1 protein-coding gene is annotated in these 319 nt (G+C 41.1%); it reads right to left on the bottom strand.

Annotation, left to right across the window (positions count from 1 at the left end):
• The coding region (gene tnpA / locus ACYQ2O_RS13040) for an IS200/IS605 family transposase (RefSeq protein ID WP_459796817.1) at positions 1-250 on the bottom strand (250 nt) is incomplete at its 3' end.
• Between the last annotated feature and the right edge of the window lie 69 nt (positions 251-319).

Genomic DNA, 319 nt, shown 5'->3' with positions numbered 1-319 from the left:
TTCCTTTCAAATACCCCATGAACTGAGATACACTCAACTTTGGTGGGATACTAACTAACATATGAAGGTGATCCTTGCACGCATTCGCTTCGTGTATTTCCACTCCTTTTCTCTGACAAAGTTCTCGGATAATCTCACCGATGCTCTGTTTATACTTGCCATATATTATCTGTCTTCTGTACTTGGGTGCGAAAACGATGTGATACTTACATCTCCATTGTGAATGTGCTAAACTGTTCTTGTCCTTCATGGGACGCCTCCTTCAATGATTTGAGTAAGTGGTCGGGAAACCAACTTTATCTTATCATGAAGTGAGGCT

This window comes from Alkalibacterium sp. m-11, from assembly GCF_054658155.1.
Note: the sequence above shows the minus strand (reverse complement) of the source record. Positions and strands in the feature narration are given on the sequence as shown.